The organism is Pseudomonas kielensis, from assembly GCF_014236655.1.
Taxonomy (GTDB): domain Bacteria; phylum Pseudomonadota; class Gammaproteobacteria; order Pseudomonadales; family Pseudomonadaceae; genus Aquipseudomonas; species Aquipseudomonas kielensis.
Map to the genome: position 1 here is coordinate 261,928 of NZ_JACMYG010000002.1, position 17,724 is coordinate 279,651.

The following is a 17,724-nucleotide window of genomic DNA, read 5'->3' on the forward strand; positions in this document are numbered from 1 at the left end:
GGGTGGATAATCTTGACTGCCTGGGCGCCACTCACCCCAAGCGCGGGACACCCTGTGCTATTGCTCTGCAACTTGATTGTTCAGCACGTCCGGCCAATCAGCATCATTCACCGTGCCGAGTATGTGCAACTTCCCATCTGGACCCGCTGCCGCAAACAACGCGCTGGTGTACTCGGCTTTGCTGGCATGCTTGAAGCCGTTCTGTGCTTCGAAATCGCTGATGCAGCCACTGTGGGTCACCAGCACCAGATTGCGCTGCGCCGTCTTGTGCGCCAGCACCTCGGCGCCCATGGTCTCGCCGCAGGCTGCCAGCCATTCCTGCTGGGGAATCTCCTGGGCTGAGAGGTAGTGCGCGGTTTGCACCGTGCGGGTGGCCGGGCTGGTGAGCAGGTCGGTGTGGGCCAGCCCCAGGGCGTCCAAGGCCTGGCCTACATGCCGGGCCGCGTCCCGGCCGACTTCGGTGATGCCGTCGGCAGGGCCCAGGCAGGGGTTGCTCGACTGGTCACAGCGTTCGGCATGGCGCACCAGCACCACGATTTCCCCGGCCTGCCAGCGTTGCAGCATACCGGCCTTTTGCACCTGGTCGCCTTGCGCCAGGAGCATCGGCGAGACTGGCCAGGCGACGAAACCCATGACCAAGGCCGCCACCAACAGGGCCAGGGTGACGAGGGCCACCTTGCGTAGGGGGTGTTGAGCGGAACGTGCACCGGATGACTTCGGTGTTCGGGACATAACCACAGTGTTCACCTGTAGACCATCAATCCAATACTGAAATGATCCTGACAAGGCGCGTGCAAGGCGCTCGCAGGACAAATGATGTCGGGCACTCTAGGCGTCGGCAGGTGGCAGGGGAGTGAAACCAATGTGAAAAATTCGCTTCGGCCCAGTAGCGAGTATTAGCGGATCCAAATCATTGCCGCTAAGTGGCCGGACAATCGTTACGCCTGACCGTCGGTCGCTACCGTCCCCGGGCCTGTCGATCATTGGCCGGGCCAGTCGACTAGTGCATGAGCCGTTCCATCAGCCAATGTGCAACAGGAGTCTGAGCATGTCCTATGTCGATGGTTTTCTAGCCGCTGTACCCACCGCCAAGCGCGAGGCGTTCCGCCACCATGCCGAAACCATGGCGCAGATCTTCAAGGAGTTTGGCGCACTGAACGTGAGTGAGTGCTGGGGCGACGATGTGCCCGAGGGCAAGCTGACGTCGTTTCCCTTGGCGGTGAAACTGCAGGAGGGCGAAACCGTGGTGTTTTCCTGGATCCTGTGGCCCGACCGACCAACCCGCGACGCCGGCATGGCCAGCTTCATGGCCGACCCGCGCGTGCATGAGCAAGGCAACCAGATGCCGTTCGATGGCCAACGCATGGTGTTCGGCGGTTTCCAGCGGATTGTCGACGTCTAGCGCGTGTTCATTCGTGAGGCGTGATCCGGCAACTCTTACGGTTACGGATCTCGTCCTGCGAAGGCCGTTGCTTGACGAATTCAAACCGTGGTTCGCCTTCGTTGTAAGTCACCAGCCAGCCCCATTCCAGCTCTGACTCGTCCTGCCCTTGCCGGGGGGGCTTCGCCCACCAGGGTTCTTTACTGACTATCTGGCGCATGACGCCCTCCCGCTTATCCAGTGGGTTCGAGGGTGCACCTCAAGGGTGCGCTGGCCGGGCGCTGCAGCAGCGCCTGGTTGCCGTTCTGGGAAAAACTGTAATAGCCGCGAGCGTCCTTGCCGCTGTAGCGCTCCCCCGAGTCACTCGGCACCTGGGTGAGGGTGATCGAGGTCGTGGCCCAGCGCAGATAGAGCACATCCGGGCCAGCCCTGAAGTAGGTGGCGGCCACCAGCGCGTCCAGCCCGTCGCAATGAAACGCCAGCGGTCCGTCGGTCAGCCGGCTGGGGTCCTTGGTCCTGACGATGGCGGAGCCCTGGCGCAACTGATGGGCCCGTTCGGCATAGGCCTGGCGGATGCAGGTCTTGGGCTCGGCGGTGGAGGCGCACTGATTGCGGGCCAGGGTCCAGAAGCGCTGGTCGGTCATGACCTTGTCCGGGCGCGGCACCGAGCGCTCATCGGTGAGGGCCAGGCGATACAGGCGGTACAGTTCGAGGTCCATACGTGCCAGCTGCGGATCGCGGCAGATCAGCTTTTCCACCACCAGGCTGGCCTGGGCACACTCGAAGCTGGTGTTGTACAGGGCGCCCGCCCAGGCCAGCTCGCTGTGCACCGCGCAGGCGCCGGTGGCGAGGAGGGTGGTGCACAGGGTCGTGAGCGTTTTCATGCTGGCTTCACTCAGATCATCAGCGACTGCCCGGGCAACGGTGAGCACCATGATCCGCGTTATGGGTCTTTCAGTGTAAGTCAGTGGGAAAAACTTGCCACAGGCCTCGCCTACCGCAGGGCCAGTGGCCGCTGAGATAGACTGCAGGGCCAGAGAGCATGCGTGGGAGCGGTTGACATGGATTCGCTGATCACCGCCGCCGCCCGGGCACTGGCGGTCGGCGACCCGTTGGGGGCACTCAAGCACGTCGCCTTGCGCGACGACCCGCCGGCGCTCGCCCTGCGCGGGATTGCCATGGCGCAGTTGGGCGACTTTGCGCGGGCCAAGGCTCTGCTGCGCCGGGCCAGCCATGACTTCGACCCCAAAGAGCGGGTGGCGCGGGCGCGTTGCGTGGTGGCCGAGGCGGAAATTGCCTTTGCCGCGCGGGACCTCGGCTGGCCACAACCGGCCCTGGAGGCCGCGCGCGAGTGCCTGCAACGGCACGGCGACCGGATCAATGCGGCCCATGCCCGCTACCTGCAGATCCGGCGGCTGTTGCTGATTGGCCAACTCGACGCGGCCGAGGGTCAACTCGCCACACTGCAGCCAGGCTCGCTGCCAGCGGGATTGCGCACGATCCATGGGCTGATTGTCGCGGGTCTGGCGATCAGGCGCCTGGATGCCCCGGCGGCCCGGTTGGCCTTGGCCGACGCCGAGCAGGCTGCGCGGTTGGCCGCAATCCCGGCGCTCAGTGCCGAACTGGCAAGCGCCCGGCAGGTACTCCAAGCCCCGGCCGCGCGATTGCTTGGCCAGGGCGCAGAGCGACTGCTGGACCTGGAGGCCGTCCAGGCGCTGCTGGGGTCCGGGGCGCTGGTGCTGGACGCGCGGTGTTATCGGGTCCAGCAGTATGCCACGCAGATTTCCCTGGCGGGCCGCCCGGTGCTGATGGCGCTGCTCAGCCTTCTCGGCGAAGCCTGGCCGCAGGCGGTGCCCAGGGCTACGCTGATCGCTCGGGTGTTCCGCCTGACACTGTGCGACGACTCCCTGCGGGCCCGTCTGCGGGTGGAAATCGGCCGCTTGCGCGCGGTGTTGCGGCCCCTGGCCCAGGTCACCGCAACCCAGGGCGGATATGCCCTGGTGCTGCCTGCACCGGGCACGCTGGCAGTCCTGGCCTGGCCTGTCGAAGCTCCCCACAGCGAGGTGCTGGCGCTGTTGATGGACGGTGAGTCTTGGTCCAGTTCGGCCCTGGCGTTGGCGTTGGGCATCAGTCAGCGCAGTGTGCAACGGGCCCTCGAGGCGCTGGCGGCAGAGGGCAAGGCACAGGTGTTCGGCCGAGGCCGGGCGGCGCGCTGGACCCGCCCACCGATTCCGGGATTCGCGACCACTTTGTTACTCCCGCTGCCCTGGTCCGGTGATTAGGCTGCAGGTTCCCAACCCATACGAGGATGTCGCGATGAAACAGTCAGCCGCAAACATAGTGCGCGAGTACGGGCCCTTTCCCGGGGTCGACAGTGTGCACGGCGTCACCTGGGACGGTGAGCGCGTGTGGTTCGCCAACAACCTGGGCCTGATCGCCCTCGACCCGGACAGTGGCGAGACGCTGAATACTTTCGCCATGGCCGCGGATGCCGGCACCGCTTTCGACGGCCAGCACCTGTATCAGATTGCCGGGAATCAGATCCACAAGATCGACCCTGCCAGCGGACGGGTGCTGGGCAGCATCCCGGCCCCCGGAGGCAGTGATTCGGGGTTGACCTGGGCTGAAGGGTCGCTGTGGGTCGGCGAGTACCAGGACCGGCAGATTCACCAGATCGACCCGGCCTCGGGGAAAATCCTGCGGACCCTGCAATCCAACCGTTTTGTCACGGGCGTGACCTGGGTCGACGGCGAATTCTGGCACGGCACCTGGGAAGGTGAAGAGAGTGAGCTGCGGCGGATCGACCCGCAGAGCGGCGAAGTCCTGGAGACCCTCGACATGCCCGCTGGGGTCGGCGTCTCGGGCCTGGAGTCCGATGGCGCCGAGCAGTTCTTCTGCGGCGGAGGCAACAGCGGCCGCGTGCGGGTGGTGCGCCGGCGCTGAGACGCTTGCATTCACTGGGCCCGGCTCAGCCCCCACCCGCCAGCGACTTGAGATAGTCACCGAACCCGCCTCGCGCACGGCAGTCCACGCGGCTGCTGGTGCGCACTCCGTTGAGGGCAGTCCAGACAATGCTGGCACCGCTGCGTTGCAAATCCTTCACCAGGCACACGTCCTCATGGGCCGGCAGGGGGCGGAAGCCGCCCACGCGCCGGTAGGCTTCCGCGCACACCCCCAGGTTGGCGCCGTGCACATGCCGATGGCCTTCCCGGGATTGATACAGCGCCTGATAGCGCTGGCGCGCCGCCGGGCAATGGTCGGGGTGCCAATCATCGACGCTGACCGTGCCACACACCGCATCGGCCTGGAATGCCAACTGCTGACGCAGCCAGTTGCGGGGCACCCGGCTGTCGGCATCGGTGCAGGCCAGCCAGCGCGCGCCCCGGTCCAGCATGTAGGCTGCACCGGCCCGGCGGGCGCACCCGACGTTAGCGTCGTTGATGACCAGGGTCTGCACGCCACAGGCCTGGGCGATGGCTAACGAGCGGTCGGTGCAGGCATCCAGCACCACCAGGATCGCCACCGACTCTCCACCGCGTTCGACGGCGTGGGCGGCGCAGGCCAGTGCGTCGAGGCAGCGTTTGAGCAGGGCCTGTTCATTGTGAGCCGGGACGACGACGCCGATCATAGGGCTTGTTCTTCGAGATCAGGACGGTAGGGGCCTCGGCACCAGAGCTCGAGGATGAAGTCGGGTTCCTGGTGGTGCACGGCACGCGGCAGGTGCAGATGGGCCTCGAGCATGCCGTGGACCTGCGCCCCGGTTTGCGGGCAGTCCGCTATCGGCCGCAGCCAGTGGCAGGCCAGGATCGCCCCTTGGGGACTGAGGCTCGCGCGGGCCTGGTCGATCACCTGACGCCAGTCGTCACTGTCCAGGTAATAGCCCAGTTCACTGAGCACAATCAGGTCGAACAGGCCTTCGGGCCACTCTTCAGGCAAGCAGCCTTGCACCACCTGCACTGTGGGATACCCGGCCAGGCGCTCAGTGGCCAGGGCCACGGCGGTGGGGCTCAGGTCCATGCACAGCAAGTGCTCGCCGCGCTCGGCCAGGCCCAGGCTCAGCTCGCCATTGGCGCAGGCCGGCTCGAAGATTCGCCCGTAGCGTTGGCGGGGCAACAGGGCGAGGGTCAGTGCCCGTTTGCGTTTTTCGTACCAGCGGCTGCGGAACGCCCAAGGGTCCGGATTGGCACTGAACAGTTGTTCGAAGTAGGGCGCGGACAGGCTCATAGAAACACCAGTTCAAAAGGTTGCAGCAGGCGCTCCAGCGCTGCCGGGGGGAGAATGGCCGGCTGACCGGTGCTCGGGTCGGCCAACAGTTGGCTCTGGTGCGCAGCAATCGCCCGGCGCTTGCGCACCAGGAAACGCGGCGCCACCAGCAGTTTGCGTGCCCGCAACCACGGCAGGCGGCGATCCTCCGGTTCAGCCCAGTGCCAGGCCCACACGGGCACCTCCAGCAGATGGGCCTGGCGCGCGCGGCAGGCACTGGCACAGGCGCGGCCAACGGCTTCGTGATCACAATGACCGTCGTGGCGCCAGGTGGTGAGCACCTGGTCGCCGGGGCGGATCTGCGCGCAGAGTTGCCGCACCAACTGTGTTTCGCTGTCGGCGACCGCGGAGTCGGCGAACCCCAGGCGCAACCAATCGAATCGTTGTGCATCCAGGCCCAGGTAAGCCAGGGCCCGGGCACTCTCCCGAGGCCGCTCGGCGCCCAAGCGCTCGGAGGGCCAGAGGCTGGACCCCGGGTGACTGCCTTCACCGTCGGTGACCGAAATCAACAGCAGGCAGGGCGAATCGCTGGCCAGGCTGGCCAACAGTCCGCCACACATCAGCACCTCGTCGTCCGGGTGCGGGGCGACCACCACCAGGCGCCGGCCCATGGGCAGGATCAGTTCCCGGGGCAAGGACGGCACGGCGTGCAAGGCGCGCGATGCCTGCCACTGGGCCAGTGAGGTGCCGGCACCTTGAATCAGTTGGTCCGGGTCCTGGCTCATAGGCACCAGCCTTGCGGATCACGTCCGTGCAATTGCCGGCCGAGTTCGGCCAGGTCGCGCTCGGCATGGCTCTGCCGGATAAACACTGGCAGGTCCGCGCTCAGCCGGGCGAACCGTGGATCACGGCAAAAGGGCGTGGCGCCCAATGCCCGGCCGACGTGCCATTGCACCTGGACCACTGCAGCCTCCACCAGGGCGCGGGTACGGCGCACGTTAAACTCGGCATCGGCCCGGGGGTGGGCATCGATCCACGCCGCGCACTCGCGCAACCCGGCCGCTGCGCTGGCCAGGGCGGCATCGACGGCACCCAGGTGCGCCTGCGCGTGGGGGTCGTTGCGTGGTCCGGCGCAGGCTTGGCGCAAGGTCTCGGCCAGGGTCCGCGCGGCGCCGTACCAGCAGGCGGCGATGCCGGCACCGCCATGCCAGAAACCTGGGCGCTGCACATACGCACCGCTGGGCCCCACACAGTGAGCGCGGGCGCCGTCGAGGTGGACACTGACGCTGGCGGTGGTCGCCATTCCGCGGGCCTGCCAGTCGTCACTGTCGATTCGCAGATCGCCTTGGGTCAGTGCCAGCGCCACCAGTTGCGGGCGGTCGTCTTCGTTCCAGGCGGTGAGCAACGCATGGTCGATCTGCAGGGCGCCGGAGCACCAGGCTTTGGTCCCGCTCAATTGCACCGCCCCGTGTTCCCGACCGACGATGCGCACCCTGGCCGTTGGCGGCTCGGCGGCCCATACACCCCAGATGCCCGGGCTGTCCAAGTGCAGGGCACCCAGTTCGGCAAGAATCGCCTTGGCATCGGTGTGGCCTTCGAACAGCTTGAGCAGCGCCAGGTCGTTGCCCGCTACCTGCGCCAGGGCGCGCCAGCGTTGCAGCGTCTGGCCCTGGCCGGGCAGCGGCAGGTCGGCCTGGCCGTCTGCCAGGCAGCGGCGCATGACCTCGGGCAATTGGCGATCGAGCTCCAGCGGCGCGGCACGCTGGCCAAAGTCCTCGAGGATCTGCTCAAGCGAACGCCCCCCGTCCTGCGCTGTCGACCTGTTCACACTGACTACTCCCTGCGCTGGATGGCGAGTACCGCCGCCTTCATAGCATTGTGAGAGATCGGCATATAAGGAGTTCAATCTGCTTTGCCCGGTGCCGATGCCATCTAGGATCAACAGATCCAGAACAACCCATGCAGCGTGCCAAACCCGAGGCTATCGTCGCCAGTTGGAATGCCGCTGCGGCGCGGATCAAAGGCTATGACGAGGCCGAGATCCTCGGTGCGCATTTTTCCAGGTTCTACACCCAGCAGGATCGCCAGGACGGTAAGCCCCAACAGGCGTTGCGCACGGTCATCGAGGAGGGGCGGTTCGAGGGCTGGTTGCACGATCGTTTGCGCTGACGCTGTTGATCGGGGTCCGGACGCAATGTCCCAACCCCCACCCAATTCCCGTAGCAACTGCCGAAGGCTGCGTTGGGTTGCGTAGCGGCCCCCGGCGGTTGACGCAGCCTCGCGCTGCTCAACAGCGGCTACGGGGGGGCGTACGGGCACGCTTTTTCCTTGCCCACGACTACATAAAACATCATTTCGCTAATCCCCTGCGCATCACAGAATGCGCCCAACACCCGCGCACAGTCAGCCGTATTCGCAGCACCACGATGATCCGCATCAGAGGCGCCAGCCATGACCGATCTGAACCCGTCCAACTTTCAGAAGTGCACAGACATGACCGTTGAAAAAATTCAAATTGATACGCTTGTTGTGGGTGCCGGTCAGGCCGGCGTGGCCACGAGTGAGCACTTGAGCAAACTTGGGGTGCCGCACCTGGTGCTGGAGCGCAACCGTATCGCCGAAGCGTGGCGCACAGGGCGCTGGGATTCGCTGGTCGCCAATGGGCCGGCCTGGCATGACCGCTTTCCGGGCCTGGAATTCGCAGGCCTTGACCCGGACGCCTTTGCCCCCAAGGAGCAGGTGGCGGACTACTTCGAAGCCTATGCGAAAAAATTCAATGCACCGATCCGCACCGGGGTCGAAGTGCAGAGCGTGGAGCGCAATAGCGATCGTCCGGGCTTCACGGTCAACACCAGTGCCGGGCTGATCGAAGCCCGGCACGTGGTGGTCGCCACCGGTCCGTTCCAGCGCCCGGTCATCCCACCGATTGCGCCGGCCATCAGCGGCGTCCAGCAGATCCACTCGGCCGACTATCGCAACCCGCAGCAACTGGCGGCGGGCGCGGTGCTGGTGGTGGGCGCCGGATCCTCTGGGGTGCAGATCGCCGATGAACTGCAGCGCGCCGGCAAGCAGGTGTACCTGTCGGTAGGAGCTCACGACCGGCCGCCACGTGCCTATCGCAACCGTGATTTCTGCTGGTGGTTGGGGGTGCTGGGCGAGTGGGATGCCGAGGCCATGCAACCCGGCAAGGAGCACGTGACCATTGCCGTGAGCGGTGCCCGTGGGGGTGAAACCATCGATTTTCGTCGGCTCGCCCAGCAAGGCATGACCCTGGTCGGCCTGACCGAATCCTTCAACGGTGCAGTGGTGAATTTCGCCGCCAACCTGGCCGACAACATCGCCCGTGGCGACGAGAACTACCTGGCCTTGCTGGATGCAGCGGATGCCTACATCGCCCGCAACGGTCTCGACCTGCCGCTGGAGCCCGAAGCCCGCAGCCTGTTGCCCGATCCGGCGTGTGTCAGTCAGCCGATCCTGCAGCTGGACCTGGTCAAGGCCGGAGTCGGCACCATCATCTGGGCCACCGGTTACACGGTCGACTACAGCTGGTTGAAGGTCAATGCCTTCAAGGACAACGGCAAACCCCAGCATCAGCGCGGCGTGTCGAGCGAGCCGGGGGTGTATTTCGTTGGCCTGCCGTGGCAGTCGCGGCGCGGCTCGGCATTCATCTGGGGGGTTTGGCATGACGCCAAACACGTCGCCGATCACATCGTCAAACAACGCACCTATTTCGCCTACCGGGATGCCGCACAACGCCAGGCCGATGCCGAACAGGCGTGCGCGGCACCGCTCCAACCAGCCAGCTGCATGGGAGTTCGTTGATGCCTACTCATACCCGCATCCGCATGTTCAACACCAAAGACACCTACCCCAACCAGACGCTGGACAACGACCTGTGCCAGGCCGTGCGCGCCGGCAATACCGTGTACGTGCGGGGCCAGGTCGGCACCGACTTCGATGGGCAACTGGTGGGCCTGGGCGACCCCCGGGCCCAGGCCGAACAAGCCATGCGCAACGTCAAGCAACTGCTTGAAGAGGCCGGCAGCGACCTGAGCCACATCGTCAAGACCACCACCTACCTGATCGACCCGCGCTACCGCGAGCCGGTGTACCAGGAGGTCGGCAAATGGCTCAAAGGGGTGTTCCCGATTTCCACTGGCCTGGTGGTCAGCGCCCTCGGCCAGCCGCAGTGGCTGATGGAAATCGACGTGATTGCCGTGATCCCCGAGTAAGGAAGCGAACATGACCTTTTCCATCGTTGGACGCTGCGCCGAGACCGGCCAGTTGGGCATCGCCATCAGCTCCTCGAGCATCGCCGTCGGGGCCCGTTGCCCCTGGCTGCGGGCCGGCGTCGGCGCGGTGTCGAGCCAGAACATTACCCTGCCGGCCCTTGGCCCGCAGATCCTCGACGGCCTGGCCGCCGGAGCCGCGCCGGCCCAGGCCCTGGACCAGGCCCTGACCCGCAACGGCTACAGTCAGTACCGCCAGGTGGCGGTGGTGGATGCCCAGGGCCGGACTGCGGTGTTCAGCGGCAGCCAGGCCCTGGGGACCCATAACGCCCTGGCCGGTGAACAGTGCGTGGCCGCTGGCAACCTGTTAGCCAACACCGGGGTGATCGAGGCCATGGTCAGCGCCTTCGAACACAGCGAAGGCTGCCTTGCCGCCCGCTTGCTCAGCGCGTTGCAAGCTGGCCAGGCGGCCGGTGGCGAAGCCGGCACGGTGCACTCGGCGGCGCTGTCGGTGGTCGACGACCTGACGTGGCCGATCGTCGACCTGCGGGTCGATTGGGCCGAACACCAGCCCATCGACGAACTGGGCAAATTGTGGCGCGCCTACCAGCCACAACTGCAGGACTACCTGATCCGCGCCCTCGACCCGACACAGGCCCCCAGCTATGGAGTGCCGGGTGATGAGTGAGCCGCGTAGCCGCGCCTTGTTGGCCAGTCTGGTGGGGTTTGCCACGGTCAGTCGCGACTCCAACCTGGCGCTGATCGAGTTCGTGCGCGACTACTTGCAGGGCCTTGGCGTTGACTGCGAACTGATCTACAACGCCGAGCGCAGCAAGGCCAACCTGCTGGCGTCCATGGGCCCGCAGGTGGCCGGCGGCATTGTGTTGTCCGGGCACACCGACGTGGTGCCGGTGGACGGCCAGGCCTGGACGGTCGAGCCGTTTTGCCTGAGTGAGGCCGACGGCAAACTGTTCGGGCGCGGCACCGCTGACATGAAAGGCTACCTGGCCTCCGTCCTGGCGGCGGTCCCGGTGTTCCTGGCAAGCGACTTGCGCCGGCCGGTGCACCTGGCGCTGTCCTATGACGAGGAGGTCGGTTGCCTGGGCGTGCGCAGTCTGCTGGAACGGTTGCCCCAGCGAATCCCGGCGCCGGCCTTGTGCCTGATCGGCGAGCCCACCGAGCTCAAACCGGTGCTTGGCCACAAGGGCAAGCTGGCGATGCGTTGCCATGTGCGCGGTGCCGCCTGCCATTCGGCGTACGCCCCCTCTGGGGTGAATGCCATCGAACAGGCCGCGCGCCTGATCGGCCGGCTGGGTGAGATCGGCGCCACCCTGGCAGAGCCAGAACTGCAGGACCCACGTTTTGATCCGGCTTACTCCACCGTGCAGGTCGGGGTGATCCAGGGCGGCACGGCGCTGAACATCGTGCCGGCCGATTGCCGTTTCGATTTCGAAGTGCGCGCCTTGCCCGACTTCGCCCCGCAAGCGGTGGTCGATGAGTTGCAGCACTACGCCCAGACCACACTGCTGCCGGCGATGCAGGCGATCAAGCCCGAGACGTCGATCCGCTTTGAACAACTGTCGGCCTATCCGGGCCTGGCAACTGCGCAGGACAGCGCCGCCGCGCGCCTGATCGCCCAGCTCTGTGGCAGTGATGCCTTCAGCACCGTGGCCTTCGGCACCGAAGGCGGGTTATTCGATGCGGCCGGTATCGCGACCGTGGTCTGTGGTCCCGGCAGCATGGAGCAAGGACACAAGCCCGACGAGTTTGTCAGCGTCGAGCAGTTGCACGCCTGTGACCGCCTGATGGATCGGCTGGCGGCCTGGCTGAGCGCCCCCGACGAACAATAACAAGGCCTTGCGGCCGCCCATGTGTGTCCCGCCGCCGCCTCAGTGCGTACCGGCATTCTCGAGGAACAGATCCATGTCCAGATCCTTGCGTTGCAGTCTTCCGTTTGCCCTGGCCCTGTTGAGCGGCGCTGTGTGCGCCGCGCCCCAGAGCCTTACCGTGATTTCCTTTGGCGGGGCCACCAAGCAGGCCCAGGACAAGGCGTATTTCCAGCCGTTCAACGCCAGCGGAGCGGGCAACATCGTCGCCGGCGAGTACAACGGCGAACTGTCGAAGATCAAGGCCATGGTGGCCGCCGGTCACACCAGTTGGGACGTGGTTGAAGTGGAAAGCCCGGACCTGCTGCGCGGTTGTGAGGAGGGCCTGTTCGAGAAACTCGACCTGAGCGCCCTGGGCGACCCGGGGCAATTTGTCCCCGGGGCATTGACCGAGTGCGGGGTCGCCACCTATGTCTGGTCGATGGTCCTGGCCTTTGACCAGGGCAAGTTGGCCAAGGCGCCGCAGAACTGGGCGGACTTCTGGAACGTCAGCGAATTTCCTGGCAAGCGCGGGTTGCGCAAGAGCGCCAAGTACACCCTGGAAATCGCCTTGCTGGCCGACGGGGTGAAAATGGACGAGCTGTATCAGGTCCTCAACACCCCACAGGGCGTGACCCGGGCCTTTGCCAAGCTGGACCAGATCAAGTCCAGCATCCAGTGGTGGGAGGCGGGCGCCCAGCCGGCGCAATGGCTGGTGGCCGGCGACGTGGTGATGAGCGCCGCTTACAACGGGCGCATCGCTTCGGCTCAGGAGGAGGGCATGAAACTGAGCATCGTCTGGCCGCAAAGCCTGTACGACCCGGAGTACTGGGCCGTGGTCAAGGGCACGCCGAACAAGGCCCTGGCCGAGAAATTCATCACCTTCGCCAGCCAGCCCCAGGCGCAGAAAGTGTTCTCGCAAAACATCCCTTACGGGCCGGTACACCGGCAGACCCTGGCCTTGTTGCCCGCATCGGTGCAGGCGCAACTGCCCACCGCCGAGGCCAACCTGGCCGGCGCCGGCGCGGTGAACGCCGAGTTCTGGGTCGACCATGGCGAGGAGTTGGAACAACGCTTCAATGCCTGGGCCGCACGCTAACCCCCACCCGCACCGCAACACGGTGGGTATGTATGAGCGAGCTTGCTCGCGATGGTCTCCAGGGCGCCGCGTCCATCCTGAATGGGCGCGTCATCGTTGACGGCCATCGCGAGCAAGCTCGCTCCTGCGGTGTGATCCGCATCCACCTACCCGCCTAGTCGGTCAGTGAAATCACCGTGTCGATCGCGCTGATGGGAATGTAGAGCAGGGTCAGCGCCGAGTAGGCCGTGCGCGACCTGGCTTTGAATGCGCAGAGCGGCAGCACAATCATCAACACATCCAGGCCCCCCCACAGCGCGATGGGCGATGCCTGGAAAAACATCACATTGACGAGCAGCCCAAGCGCCAGATAAGCCGACAGCGCCAGCAGCGCGTAACGGCCGTCTTCTTCGAAGTAGGTGCGCAGGCCGTTCTTTTCATCTTCAATGCGGCTGGGCAACAACAAGGCAGCCGCGACAAACAGCGACAACGCCAGCAGCACCAGCAACAGGAACTCCAGGAAGGAAAACGTCTGCTTCACCGCCGGCAGCGAATTGACCGCCCACCAGAAATCCAGCTGTATCGTGAACAACATGACGGCCCACACCAGCGGGACCCAGTCCGGTTTCGCCGAACGACGGATGCGAAACACGGTCACCAGCCCCAGCAACAGGCGAGTGACGGACAGCCCCAGAATCATCGAGAGTACCGTGGCCACGATCGGGAAATTGTTCATGCCATCTCCTGCTCCTGCTATGGCGGATTGCGCAAGGGTAGACCAGCCTGGCGCTTATCGTCAGTGGTAAAGGGGGGGGTTAGTTCACGTTGGAAAGTTGACGGCAGACGGCGTCGATCACGGTTTGAGGCTGTTCCCGGTGGGGAACGTGCTGGCAATCTCTGATCAACAGCAGCTCGCTGCGTGCGCCTGTCAGGCTGGCGTATCGATAGGCATGTTGGGTCGAACCAAACTCGTCGTCTTCACCGTGGATCACCAGGTGCGGGCAACTGATCGCCGGCAGCGTCTGCTCAATGGCCCAACCCGCGTAGGTCGGGCTAAGCCAGGTTTGGGTCCAGGCATTGAGCACCCACGGGGCCTTTTCACCGTGGTACTTGCGCAGACGCTCGATCTGTCCCGGTTGTTGGAACTGCTCTTTGGCAAGCTGCACGCCCAGGACCGTGCGCTCCTCGACAAAGGCCTGGGCCGACTCGGTCACCAGGGCCAGGCAGTGCTGGGGAAACAACCCGGCGCAGTGGGTCGCCATGGCACCACCGACGCTATGACCAAAGGCGATGAAGCGGTCGATACCCAGGCTTGCGCGCACGAGCGGCACATAGCGCTGGGCTTCCTGGCGGATGAAGTCATTGGACCAATCGCCGGGATGGGGATCTGAACGACCAAAGCCCAAGCGGTCATACGCCACGACAGTGCGCTGGGTCGCACGTGCCAGCAGGGAAGGGAAGTCACGCCACAGCTCAACACAGCCGAGCGAGTCGTGGAACAGGATGATCGGGGCCAGTGGCTGGGGTTGATTGTTCGGATACCAGCAGCGTGCGAATACCTGACCGTAGGGCGTAGTCAGCGAAAAATCTTCGTGGTTGATGGGTGCCGGCATTGATGATCTTCCTTTTCACGCGGGATGTCTGGCGTTAGCGAGCCGAACGCAGTCTATCCCGCTCTGCCGCGTCGATCACCCCATGAGCGAATCAGGAGGCGCGCAAGCGCAGGATCTGCGAGCCGTCAAAGGGGTCCGTGAGGTAGTGCCCGTGGACCCCGAAGGTGTGCAGCAGGCGCTCAGGGGTCAACACTTCAAGTGGTGTGCCCAAGGCGACCAGGCGCCCCCGTTCCAGCACCGCCAAACGATCACAGCCCAGCGCCTGGTTGAGGTCGTGCAGGGCAATCACCGTGGTCACGGGCAAGGCGTGAATCACATTCAGGATCGCCAGTTGGTGCTGGATATCCAGGTGATTGGTCGGTTCGTCCAGCAACAGGATCTGCGGGCGTTGCGCCAGGGCGCGGGCGATATGCACGCGCTGGCGCTCGCCGCCGGAGAGGCTGCGCCAGGTGCGGCGGCTCAGATGAGCCGCATCGACGTCACGCAGCGCTTGCTCGACGATCGCCGTGTCCGCCGCCGACCAGGGGCTCAAGGCCGACAGCCAGGGTGTGCGGCCCAAAGCCACTGCCTCGAACACGCTGATCGTATCCAGGGTGTCCGCCTGCTGTTCGACCACCGCCAGGGTTTGCGCGATGGTGCGCCGCGACAGGGTCTTGAGGCCTTGGCCGTTGAGGTGGATGGCGCCCTGACTCGGCGAGCGCACGCCGGCCAGCAGCTTGAGCAGGGTGGACTTGCCGGAACCGTTGGGGCCGACCAGGCCCAGGGTCTCGCCGCGATGAATGGCCAGGTGCACGTCGTGCAGCAACTGCGCATCGCGAACGGCAAAGCCCAGGCCGGAACAACTCAGCACACAGGGCTCGGCAACAGACACCGCCGCCGTCATCGGGCATGCCTCCGACCCACCAGGATCAGCGCGAACACCGGCGCCCCGACCAGCGCCGTGACCACGCCGACCGGAATCACCTGGCCCTTGATCAGCGTACGGGACAGCACATCGGCGGCGATCAGAAACACCGCGCCCCCCAGCGCGCTGGCCGGCAGCAGGCGGGCATGCCCCGTCCCGAGCAACAGCCGGGCGGCGTGGGGAATCACCAGGCCGACAAAACCGATGGAGCCGACAATCGAGACCATCACCGCCGTGACCAATGCGGCGCAACTGATCAACAGCAACTGCACGGGACGCACCGCAATCCCGAGGGAGGCCGCTGAGTCGGCGCCAAAGGTGAAGGCATCCAGCGCGCGGCGGTGCCACAGGCACACCGCGAGCCCGGCCAGCGCCACCGGTACGGCCAGCCACACCGATGGCCAGCGCACGCCACTGAGATTGCCCAGCAACCAGAACATGATGCCGCGCGCCTGTTCGGAGCTGGCGGACTTGGTGATCAAAAACGCCGTGAGCGCGTTGAACAGTTGTGACCCGGCGATCCCGGCGAGGATGATCTGCCCGGTTGCACCCGGTACACCGCTGGCACGGCCGAGCAACACCACCACGGCGAAGGCCACCACCGCCCCGGCAAACGCCCCGACCGACATTGAGATCGCGCCGGCGCCCAAGCCCAGCAGCGCCACCAGCACCGCGCCTGTCGAAGCCCCCGCGGAAATCCCCAACAAGTAGGGATCGGCCAATGGGTTGCGCAGCAGCGATTGCAGGATCACCCCGCACGTCGCCAGGCCCGCACCGCACGCCGCGGCCACCAGCGCACGGGTCAGGCGGTAGTTCCAGACGATGCCCTCGTCGATGGGGTCCAGGGCGTAACCGGCGGCCCAGAGTTTGTTGGCCAGGACCTGAAACACCACCGTGGGGTCGATATGGGTTTCGCCGATCGCCACGCCGGCAATCAGTGCGATCAGCAGGGTCACCAGTGCCCCGGAGGTGCGCAGTAGCATCGCCGTCATTGCGCCAGGTCGTAGCTGTTGAGGGCGGTCGCCAGGGTTTCAAGGCCCTCGAACATCCTCACACTGGCCTGCAGGGCCATGGCGTCGAGGACAATGATGCGGTTGTGTTTCACCGCGTCCATGTTGCGGGTCACCGGGTCGCTGCGCAGGAATTCCAGTTTCTTTTGATAGTCGTCGGCCGGAAAACGCCGGCGATCCATGCGCGCGATGACCAGGAAGGTCGGGTTAGCCTTGGCGATGGTTTCCCAGCCGACGCTTGGCCACTCTTCGTCGGACTCCACCACGTTGCGCACGCCCAGGGTATTGAGCATGAAGTCGGGAATGCCCTTGTGACCGGCGACATAGGGATCGATATCCAGGCTGGCACTGGAGAACCAGACCAACGCGCTGGTGTCCTTCAAGTCCTTGTTCTGCACCGTGGCCACGGACTTGGCCAGGCTGGCCTGGAGCTGCGCGTTGAGCTGCTGCGCACGCTCCTGGACATCAAAGATCTGCGCCAGTTGGGTGATGCTCTGATAGATGCTGTCGATCCGGAACGGCGCCAGGCGAGTCCCGTCGGCTCCCACCAGATTGTCCTTGGACTCGCAGTCCGAGGGCATCAGGTAGGTCGCAATCTTCAGCTCATCAAACTGCTCGCGGGTAGCCACCACCCCTTGCGGGCCAACCACCCACTCCAGCTCGACGGCGACCAGCTCCGGGCGCTTGCCAATCACCGACTCGAAACTCGGCTCGTTGTCGGCCAGGCGTTCGATCCCGGCGTTTTGAGCCTGGTACTGGGGCAACACATCGTTGAACCACAGGGAGGTGCCGACCAGTTTGTCGCCCAGCCCCAAGGCAAACAGCATTTCGGTGCCGGCCTGGCCAATCGTCACGGCCCGAGCCGGCGCGTGGGCGAAGGTCTGCGTGCTGCCACAGTTTTGCAGCGTCAGTGGGTACTGAGTCGGCGCAGCCTGGGCCACAGAACAAAGACCCAGACCCGTGGCGAGGGCGACAACGCGGGGCAGCAGCATGATGCAATCTCCATTTGAACCGTACACGGAGCGAGGGTGTCGGGCCTGGAAACACATCAACGAGCGCTGCCGAGAAACCGGGCAGGGGTCGATCACCAAAGTGACGCACGCGCAAGGATGCCCCTCCCGGACACCCCGCCGGTTAGTGATTGTTGCGTTGCCGGCAGGTCTCCTGACTGGTGCGTCATGGCGTGCTCCAGCCTTCCCGGGTCATCCCAGTGGCAGTTCAGGAGCAGGCTCGGCACCTACAGTTGCGGGGGCAGTTCCGTTTGATGCGGAGCGCGCATCACGGATTCCCTATTATTCCCATGTGGAAACCGGCGGCGGCATGGTAGTCGATCGCGGGGTTGGAGGCGAACCTATCTGGGGCTTGCCAGCGATTTTAACGGGGGCGCGCGTCGATCCCGCGTTAAAACGATTGCGCCCGGCAAGCCCCTGCAAGGGTTGAA

General features: G+C 65.4%; 20 protein-coding genes, 1 pseudogene and 1 riboswitch. Of the genes and pseudogenes, 9 read left to right on the forward strand and 12 right to left on the reverse strand.

From position 1 onward, the window contains the following. Positions 1–57 precede the first annotated feature (57 nt). Positions 58–732: a lipopolysaccharide core heptose(II)-phosphate phosphatase PmrG gene (gene pmrG, locus H7995_RS02775; RefSeq protein WP_185817940.1), complete on the reverse strand. Its 675-nt coding sequence runs from the start codon at positions 730–732 to the stop codon at positions 58–60. 316 nt (positions 733–1,048) lie between these two features. On the opposite strand from pmrG, the gene H7995_RS02780 reads away from it, so the two are divergent. Continuing rightward, positions 1,049–1,402, forward strand: coding sequence for a DUF1428 domain-containing protein (locus tag H7995_RS02780; RefSeq protein ID WP_166589564.1), 354 nt, complete (start codon positions 1,049–1,051; stop codon positions 1,400–1,402). A gap of 7 nt (positions 1,403–1,409) precedes the next feature. Here H7995_RS02780 and H7995_RS02785 read toward each other — a convergent pair whose 3' ends face one another. Both H7995_RS02785 and H7995_RS02790 read right to left on the reverse strand, forming a co-directional pair. Then, positions 1,410–1,601 (reverse strand): hypothetical protein, encoded by a 192-nt coding sequence (locus tag H7995_RS02785; RefSeq protein WP_182340423.1) that lies wholly within the window; start codon positions 1,599–1,601, stop codon positions 1,410–1,412. A 13-nt stretch (positions 1,602–1,614) separates the two neighbouring features. Continuing rightward, complete coding sequence (locus H7995_RS02790) at positions 1,615–2,265, reverse strand: MliC family protein (protein WP_185817941.1); 651 nt, start codon at positions 2,263–2,265, stop codon at positions 1,615–1,617. A 177-nt stretch (positions 2,266–2,442) separates the two neighbouring features. Between H7995_RS02790 and H7995_RS02795 the strand changes: the two genes are divergently transcribed. Next, positions 2,443–3,663: a MalT transcriptional regulator family protein gene (locus H7995_RS02795; RefSeq protein WP_182340421.1), complete on the forward strand. Its 1,221-nt coding sequence runs from the start codon at positions 2,443–2,445 to the stop codon at positions 3,661–3,663. 34 nt (positions 3,664–3,697) lie between these two features. Then, positions 3,698–4,324, forward strand: a complete 627-nt coding sequence (locus H7995_RS02800; protein WP_166589568.1) for a Vgb family protein — start codon at positions 3,698–3,700, stop codon at positions 4,322–4,324. A 25-nt stretch (positions 4,325–4,349) separates the two neighbouring features. On the opposite strand, the gene H7995_RS02805 is transcribed toward H7995_RS02800, so the two are convergent. Genes H7995_RS02805 through H7995_RS02820 form a run of 4 tightly spaced genes read right to left on the reverse strand, consistent with a single transcriptional unit; the run spans position 4,350 to position 7,412 of the window. Beyond that, complete coding sequence (locus H7995_RS02805) at positions 4,350–5,009, reverse strand: glycosyltransferase family 2 protein (protein ID WP_185817942.1); 660 nt, start codon at positions 5,007–5,009, stop codon at positions 4,350–4,352. Further along, positions 5,006–5,605: a class I SAM-dependent methyltransferase gene (locus tag H7995_RS02810; protein ID WP_185817943.1), complete on the reverse strand. Its 600-nt coding sequence runs from the start codon at positions 5,603–5,605 to the stop codon at positions 5,006–5,008. The genes H7995_RS02805 and H7995_RS02810 overlap by 4 nt, the downstream gene beginning before the upstream one ends. Next, positions 5,602–6,369: a PIG-L deacetylase family protein gene (locus H7995_RS02815; RefSeq protein ID WP_166589571.1), complete on the reverse strand. Its 768-nt coding sequence runs from the start codon at positions 6,367–6,369 to the stop codon at positions 5,602–5,604. The genes H7995_RS02810 and H7995_RS02815 overlap by 4 nt, the downstream gene beginning before the upstream one ends. Next, positions 6,366–7,412, reverse strand: a complete 1,047-nt coding sequence (locus H7995_RS02820; protein ID WP_185817944.1) for an acyl-CoA dehydrogenase family protein — start codon at positions 7,410–7,412, stop codon at positions 6,366–6,368. The genes H7995_RS02815 and H7995_RS02820 overlap by 4 nt, the downstream gene beginning before the upstream one ends. Positions 7,413–7,558: 146 nt before the next feature. Between H7995_RS02820 and H7995_RS02825 the strand changes: the two are divergent. The 6 genes and pseudogenes from H7995_RS02825 to H7995_RS02850 form a co-directional block, all read left to right on the forward strand. Further along, positions 7,559–7,729 (forward strand): annotated as a pseudogene (locus H7995_RS02825) (PAS domain-containing protein); the annotation flags it as partial. A gap of 306 nt (positions 7,730–8,035) precedes the next feature. Next, complete coding sequence (locus H7995_RS02830) at positions 8,036–9,406, forward strand: flavin-containing monooxygenase (RefSeq protein ID WP_166589574.1); 1,371 nt, start codon at positions 8,036–8,038, stop codon at positions 9,404–9,406. After that, entirely contained in the window at positions 9,406–9,816 is a 411-nt protein-coding gene (locus H7995_RS02835) for a RidA family protein (RefSeq protein WP_003182257.1), read from the forward strand. The genes H7995_RS02830 and H7995_RS02835 overlap by 1 nt, the downstream gene beginning before the upstream one ends. A gap of 10 nt (positions 9,817–9,826) precedes the next feature. After that, positions 9,827–10,501 carry a DUF1028 domain-containing protein gene (locus H7995_RS02840; RefSeq protein WP_185817945.1) on the forward strand — a complete coding sequence of 225 codons (675 nt, stop codon included), beginning with the start codon at positions 9,827–9,829 and terminating at the stop codon, positions 10,499–10,501. After that, on the forward strand, positions 10,494–11,663 hold the full coding sequence (gene argE / locus H7995_RS02845) for an acetylornithine deacetylase (protein WP_182340409.1): 1,170 nt from the start codon (positions 10,494–10,496) through the stop codon (positions 11,661–11,663). The genes H7995_RS02840 and argE overlap by 8 nt, the downstream gene beginning before the upstream one ends. 73 nt (positions 11,664–11,736) lie before the next feature. Further along, positions 11,737–12,777: an ABC transporter substrate-binding protein gene (locus H7995_RS02850; protein WP_182340407.1), complete on the forward strand. Its 1,041-nt coding sequence runs from the start codon at positions 11,737–11,739 to the stop codon at positions 12,775–12,777. A 154-nt stretch (positions 12,778–12,931) separates the two neighbouring features. On the opposite strand, the gene H7995_RS02855 is transcribed toward H7995_RS02850, so the two are convergent. From H7995_RS02855 to H7995_RS02875, 5 genes are all read right to left on the reverse strand, one after another. After that, positions 12,932–13,492, reverse strand: a complete 561-nt coding sequence (locus H7995_RS02855) for a hypothetical protein (protein ID WP_166589578.1) — start codon at positions 13,490–13,492, stop codon at positions 12,932–12,934. A gap of 79 nt (positions 13,493–13,571) precedes the next feature. Beyond that, positions 13,572–14,369 (reverse strand): alpha/beta fold hydrolase, encoded by a 798-nt coding sequence (locus H7995_RS02860; protein WP_166589579.1) that lies wholly within the window; start codon positions 14,367–14,369, stop codon positions 13,572–13,574. A gap of 91 nt (positions 14,370–14,460) precedes the next feature. Beyond that, positions 14,461–15,252 carry an ABC transporter ATP-binding protein gene (locus H7995_RS02865; protein ID WP_185817946.1) on the reverse strand — a complete coding sequence of 264 codons (792 nt, stop codon included), beginning with the start codon at positions 15,250–15,252 and terminating at the stop codon, positions 14,461–14,463. Further along, positions 15,249–16,265, reverse strand: coding sequence for a FecCD family ABC transporter permease (locus H7995_RS02870; protein WP_166589581.1), 1,017 nt, complete (start codon positions 16,263–16,265; stop codon positions 15,249–15,251). Before H7995_RS02870 ends, H7995_RS02865 begins: the two co-directional genes overlap by 4 nt. After that, a complete protein-coding gene (locus H7995_RS02875; protein ID WP_185817947.1) occupies positions 16,262–17,275 on the reverse strand; it encodes an ABC transporter substrate-binding protein in 1,014 nt (337 codons plus the stop codon). Before H7995_RS02875 ends, H7995_RS02870 begins: the two co-directional genes overlap by 4 nt. Positions 17,276–17,420: 145 nt before the next feature. After that, a riboswitch (cobalamin riboswitch) is annotated at positions 17,421–17,612 on the reverse strand. Positions 17,613–17,724 lie beyond the last annotated feature (112 nt).